We start from the raw sequence: 6,524 nt of genomic DNA on the forward strand, positions 1-6,524 counted from the left end.
CCCGATGTTCCAGCAGGTGCTGCGGGGCGTCGCGTCGGCCGCCGCCGAGAACGGCTACCGCGTGCTCGTCGCCGACACCGCCGAGGACCCCGCCGACGAGGAGAAGGTCGCCCTCGACGCGCGCCTGCGCTGCGACGCCGTCGTCCTCGTCTCGCCCCGCATGCCCGAGGCCACGCTGCGCGGGCTGCTGCCCGAGATCGCCCCGGTCGTCGTCGTCAACCGCGCGCCCGACGGCCGCACCCCGACCCTCGGCATCGACTACGCCGACGGCATCGAGCAGATCGTCGACCACCTCGCCCGGCTCGGGCACCGCCACCTGCTCTACCTGGCCGGCCCCACCAGCAGCGCGTCGCACGGCGCCCGGCTCGAGGCGCTGCGCGTCGCCGCCGCCCGCCGCGAGGACCTGCGCCTGTCGGAGATGCCCGCCGGGTCGTCCGTCGACGCCGGGTACGCCGCCGCGCAGGACGTCCTCGCGTCGCGCGCCACCGCCGTCGTCGCCTACAACGACCTCGTCGCGTTCGGCCTGCTCGCGCGGCTCAACGAGCTCGGCGTCGCCGTGCCCGGCGACATCTCCATCACCGGGTTCGACGACGTCGAGCTCGCGCGGTTCGCGACCCCCTCGCTCACCACCGCGACCGTCCCCCAGGTCGAGCTCGGCCGCCTCGCGTGGCAGCACCTGCGGCGGTCCGCCGCAGGCGAGGGCGTCGACCCCACCCCGCCGCTCATCCGCCCGCTGCTCGCGGTGCGTGCCAGCACCGGCCCGGTCCCGCCTGCCGTCCGGATGCGCCGCCGCACCCAGCCCACCACCGACCGCCCGGGAGAGCCCCACGTGCAGTCCGCCCCGCGCTGGACCACCGAGGGACGCTCGCACGTCCTGTCCGCCACCGTCCGCTCCGGCCCGCGCCCCGGTGCGCCCCTCACGCTCGCGCGCTACGAGCCCGGCGACACCATCCCGCCCGTGCACTCGCCGCGCCCGTTCCTGCACCCCGTGCACACCGCCGCCGGCACCGCGCTCACGCAGACCAGCCCCGTCGACCACCGGCACCACTACGGCGTCTCCGTCGCCGTGCCCGTCGTCAACGGCACGTCGTACTGGGGCGGTCGCACGTTCCTGCGCGACGAGGGCCCGACCCTGCTGCCCAACCACGGGCGCCAGGTCTCCACCGGCGTCCGCGTCGACGACGACGGCGGCACCCTCGTCGACGACATCCTGTGGCGCGACGAGCGCGACCGCCCCCTGCTGCGCGAGGACCGCCGGCTGCGTACCGCCGCGCTGCCCGACGAGCGCGGCTGGTCGCTCGCCTGGACCAGCGAGCTGCGCGCCGAGCACGGGCCCCTGCGGTTCGAGAGCCCCGCGACCAACGGCCGGCCCGGCGCCGGCTACGGCGGTCTGTTCTGGCGGCTGCCGTCCGCCGACGTCACCACCGTGCTCGGCGAGGGCCTGGTCGGCGAGGAGGCCGTGCACGGCAGCCGGTCGCCGTGGCTCGCGTTCGTGCAGCGTCGTGAGGCCAGCACCACGACCCTGCTGCTCGTGCAGGGCCCCGGCGAGGAGCGCCCCTGGTTCGTGCGCGTCGCCGAGTACGTCGGGGCCGGACCCGCGATCGCCTGGGACGCCCCCGTCGAGGTCGCCGCGGGCGACGTCCTGCGCGCCGGGCTCGCCGCCGTCGTCGTCGACCGCGCCCTCACCCAGGACGAGCTCGCCGCGCTCGCCGTCCAGGTGTGGGCGTGAGCGCACCCGTGGCCGCACCCGCCGCCGTCGACCTCGCGCGCGTCGCCGTCGTCGGCGTGCACGGGCACGGCGCCTCGCACGTCCGCCGCGTCGCCGCGCTCGCCGCCGACCGGCGCGCCGTCCTGTCGGGCGTCGTCGACCCCCGGCCCGTCGACGGCGTCGCCGACGTCCCGCCCGGCACCCCCTGGTACCCGTCGCTCGACGCGCTGCTCGCGGTCCAGCAGCCCGACGTCGTCGTCCTGTCGACCCCCATCCCCACGCACCTGCCGCTCGCGTCCGCCGCGATGCGCGCCGGGTGCGACGTGCTGCTGGAGAAGCCGACCGTCGCGTCGCTCGCCGAGCACGAGCAGCTCCTGGCCGTCGTCGCCGAGACCGGTCGGCGCTGCCAGGTCGGCTTCCAGACGTTCGGCTCCGGGGCGGTCGACGAGGTCCTGCGGATCGTCGCGTCGGGCGAGCTCGGCGAGGTCGTCGGCGTCGGGGCCGTCGGGACGTGGGTCCGCACCGCCGCCTACTACCAGCGCGCCGCGTGGGCCGGGCGTCGCACGCTCGACGGCGTCGAGGTCGTCGACGGGGTCGTCACCAACCCCCTCGCGCACGCCGTCGCCACCGCGCTGCTCGTCGCGGGCGCCCGGACCGCCGACGACGTCGCCGACGTCGAGGTCGACCTGTTCCACGCGCACGACATCGAGGCCGACGACACCTCCGCCGTCGTCGTCACGACCCGCACCGGCCTGCGCGTCGCCGCCGGACTGACCCTGTGCGCGCCCGAGCGACCGCCGTCGCGCGTCGTCGTCACCGGCACCCAGGGGTCGCTCACCCTGTTCTACGAGCACGACGCGATCGAGGTCCGCTCGCCGCGCGGCACCCGCCGGATCAGCACCGGGCGCGTCGACCTGCTCACGCAGCTCCTCGACGCCCGCCGGTCCGCGGACGTGCCGCTGCGGTGCGGCGTCGCCGACACCGGGGCCTTCATGCGCGTGCTCGAGGCCGTCCGCACCGCCCCCGACCCCGCGCCGATCGGCCCCGCGCACGTCACCTGGCAGGGCACCGGGCCTGACGCGTGGCCCGTCGTGGCCGACGTCGCCGACTGGTGCGAGCGCGTGGCCGTCGAGGGTCGCACCTTCACGTCGCTCGGCGCCCCCTGGACGCTCGCCGTCTGACCCCACGCGCCCGCGGCGCCCCCTGGGTGCTCGCGCTCTGACCCCGCGCGCCCCGCGGAGGTCCTGAGAGGATCGCCGGATGAGGCGGGCGCGGTCCGGCGTGCGGCTCGACGGGGGGTCGCCCGTCGGGCGGCCGGGCGTCGCGCGGGTGGCCGACAGGTGGGCGGCCCGCGGGCGGCCGGTCGGCACGCCGTCGGGTACCGGACGGCTGGTCGTGGGGGCGCTGGTCGTCGGGCTGACGGTCGCAGGGTGCGTCGCGGGCAGCGGGTCGCGCGGGCCGTCGGGCACGCCCGGGACCTCGGCCGGGCCGGCGCTGCCCGACGACGTCGCCGCGGGGCTGGCCGTCGAGATCCGGCAGTCGCGCGCCGACTGGGGGCGACGCGTCGTGCAGGTGCGGGTCGCGAACACGGGCGCCGTGGACGTCACCGTCCGGCACGCGACGCTGACGACCCCGGGCGTCGAGGGGTCGGCGACGAGCGAGCGCGAGCGGGAGGTGCGCGCCGGGGTCGACCGCGACCTGTCCGTCGCGCTCGGTGCGCCGGTGTGCGACGGCGACGGTGCGCGGGCGACCACGGCCGCGCAGGTCGAGCTCGACGTCGTGGACGCGGACGGGAACGCGGGCACGGTCGTCGTGGTGCCGGAGGACCCCCAGGGGCACCTCGCGCGGATCCACGGCGAGGACTGCGCGGCCGTCGCGGTCGCGGCCGGCGCGCGGCTGTCGCTCGACGACGACCTGTCGGTGTCACCGGTCGACGGGCGGCTCGTGGGTCGTCTGACCCTGCACGTCGAGGCGGTCGCGGGGGGTCCGCGCGTCGTGGTGTGGCAGGTCGACAGGACGAACCTGGTGATCCCCGCGGAGCTGACGAACGACTGGCCGGTCGCCGTGGACACGGGGGCGCCGGGCGGACCGACGGCGGTGGAGCTCGCCGTGGTGCCGAGCCGGTGCGACCCGCACGCCGTGGCGGAGGACAAGCGGGGCACGTTCTTCGGGCTGCACGCGCGGGTCGACGGGGTGGAGCAGCCGGTGTTCTACGTGGCGGCGTCCGACGTGCTGCGCGGGGCGGTGTACGACCTGGTCGCCGCGTCGTGCGGCTGGGAGACGGGCTGAGCGTCGCACGCGGACCCGGGGGTGTGCGGCGGCTTCGCGGGTGGACGCGCAGGCGGGCGTGCGGGGCGGCGTGCGGGTGCGGCGCGGGGCGTCCGGAATGCCCGGCCGACAGTCAGCCTTGACGATCTCTTGGGTGAACGCCATGATGACTCGCGTTCCTCTCCGCTTACCTCCTTGTCAGTAACCGACGGGGCCCCGACCGGCCCTTCGGACCGCAGCACCCGCGTGCCCGCCCTGGTCCCGGCACCGACGCCATGACCGCCACGGGGCGCACACCGCGCACGGCGACCGTCGTCGGCGCGACAGGCACCGTCGGCACGCCTCCCCCCGGAGAGGGACCGCGCGAGAGCGGCTGCGTCCTGCCTGCTCGACCTCGCCCACCCGGCGCCCCTCGCGGCGGCGGTGGCCTCGGCCAGGGTGACACGTGTCATCCGCCTCGATCCCCCTCGGGCGGACGACGTCCGACCATCCCCCACGGAAGCAGAGGTATCCCATGCGACACCGCAGGCTGCGCACGCTCGTCGGCGTCCTCGCCGCGGCGACCCTCGCGGTCCCCCTCGCCGTCACCGGCACCACCGCGGCCCAGGCCGTCGGCCCGTCGGTCCTGCCCGTCACGGTCACCAACACCACGGGCCGCGGCGACGCGGTCCACCTGTACGTCATCGGCACCAACCTGAGCACGGGACGGCTCGGGTACGTGACCAAGGGCGGCACGTTCACCGCCTGGCCCGCCGGGTCCAACCCGCCGTCGCCCGCACCGGACGTCGCCATCGCCGGCCCGCCCAACGGCGGCAGCACGACGATCAACCTCCCGCGCGGCTTCTCCGGCCGGATCTACTTCTCGCTCGGCGCCAAGCTGCCGTTCTTCCTCACGCCCGACGGGCTCGTCCAGCCCGCTCCGTGGGCCGGTGGCGACGCGAGCCGCGACGTCCTGTTCGACTGGAGCGAGCTCACCTACAACGACGCGGGGCTGTGGCTCAACAGCTCGCAGGTCGACATGTTCGCGATCCCGCACGCGGTGACCGTCACGGGCGCGAGCGGCGCCACGAAGCGGACCGGCGACGTCGTCACGAACGGCCGCGACCAGGTGATCAACGCCCTCAAGGCGCAGCCCGGCTGGTCCGGCTCGGTCGTCACGCGGTCCGACGGCACCGTGCTGCGCGTCCTCGCGCCGGGCAAGGCGGCAGGCGCGGGGCTGCTGAGCGCGACCTACCTCGACCCGTACATCACCTCGGCGTGGAACGCGTACACCTCCAAGACGCTCACGGTCGTGCCCTTCGGCGACCAGCCGAACACCCGCTACTTCGGGCGGACGAGCGGTGACGTCATGCGCTTCACCAACGCCTCGGGCGCCCAGGTCGCCGCGTTCACCAAGCCGAGCAGCGCGGACGTCTGGGGCTGCGACGGCAACCTGCACGCGCCGAACGACCAGGTCGTCGGGCCGATCGCCCGCACGCTGTGCGCGGCGCTCAACCGCGGCACGCTCGGCACGGTCGACACGCAGCCGAGCACCAACGCGGCCGACTTCTACAGGAGCAGCCCCACCAACCAGTACGCCAAGGTCATCCACGCGGCCATGGCCGACGGCAAGGCGTACGCGTTCGCGTTCGACGACGTCGGCGCGTTCGAGTCGCTGGTCCACGACGGCGACCCTCGCTCGGCGGGGCTCGTCCTGAGCCCCTTCACGGGCGGCGGCACCGGGGGCGGCGGGGGCGGTGGCGGGGGGACGACCGCCGGTGCACTGGTCAACGCCAACGGCCCGTGCCTGGACAACGACAACCGCAGCACCGCGAACGGCAACAAGATCCAGATCTGGGGCTGCAACGGGACCGTCGCGCAGCAGTGGTCGTTCGTCGAGGCGGGCAGCACCCTGCGCGTGCAGGGCAAGTGCCTGGACATCGCCGGCGGCGCCACGGGCAACGGCACGAAGGTCCAGCTCTGGGACTGCAACAGCACCGGCGCGCAGGTGTGGATCCCGCAGTCCGGCGGGGCGTACCGCAACCCGCAGTCGGGTCGCTGCCTGGACGTCCCGAGCGGGTCGACGACGTCCGGCACGCAGGTGCAGATCTGGGACTGCAACGGCAGCGCCGCCCAGCGCTGGACGTTGAGCTGATCCCGCACGCGGGGCGTGCGACGACCGACCTCGTCGCACGCTGACCGACGCACGAGGCCGTCCCGTGTCGCTGCGGGGCGGCCTCGCGCGTGCCCGGGGTCGGGCGCATCAGAGCTGCACGACGTCGGCACCTCGCGCGCGCACGACCGTCGGCGTCCGAAGGGTGAGCGCTTTCCCTCGGTTTCCGCCTGGCTCTTGCGGTGACCGGTGCGGCGTGGGTAGGAATGTCCTGCTAGCGCGGTTGAACCGTTTCAGAACGAAGCGACCTCCGCGCCGTCGGCCCGGCTCTCAACGACGAGACACGAAGGTGACGCATGCGCACGACACGTCCCGCCACGCCCCCGCCCGATCCCGCACCCGGCGGGCCGGCCCGCCGCCCGCGCGTGCCCGACACCCGGAGCCGCGCCACGACGG

General features: G+C 75.8%; 4 protein-coding genes. All 4 read left to right on the forward strand.

Annotated features, from left to right (window positions below):
• Window positions 1-1,729 (forward strand): DUF6807 family protein (locus CBZ_RS14705; protein WP_130782266.1); only part of this gene is annotated, 1,729 nt, incomplete at its 5' end.
• Complete coding sequence (locus CBZ_RS14710; RefSeq protein WP_246013422.1) at window positions 1,726-2,889, forward strand: Gfo/Idh/MocA family protein; 1,164 nt, start codon at window positions 1,726-1,728, stop codon at window positions 2,887-2,889. The genes CBZ_RS14705 and CBZ_RS14710, both read left to right, overlap by 4 nt.
• Window positions 2,890-2,968: 79 nt before the next feature.
• Window positions 2,969-3,997, forward strand: coding sequence for a hypothetical protein (locus tag CBZ_RS14715; protein ID WP_130782267.1), 1,029 nt, complete (start codon window positions 2,969-2,971; stop codon window positions 3,995-3,997).
• A gap of 493 nt (window positions 3,998-4,490) precedes the next feature.
• The gene (locus CBZ_RS14720) at window positions 4,491-6,110 is read left to right on the forward strand and encodes a beta-1,3-glucanase family protein (protein WP_130782268.1); all 1,620 of its coding nucleotides are present in this window, start codon (window positions 4,491-4,493) and stop codon (window positions 6,108-6,110) included.
• Window positions 6,111-6,524 lie beyond the last annotated feature (414 nt).

This window comes from Cellulomonas biazotea, assembly GCF_004306155.1.
Classification (GTDB): Bacteria; Actinomycetota; Actinomycetes; order Actinomycetales; family Cellulomonadaceae; genus Cellulomonas; species Cellulomonas biazotea.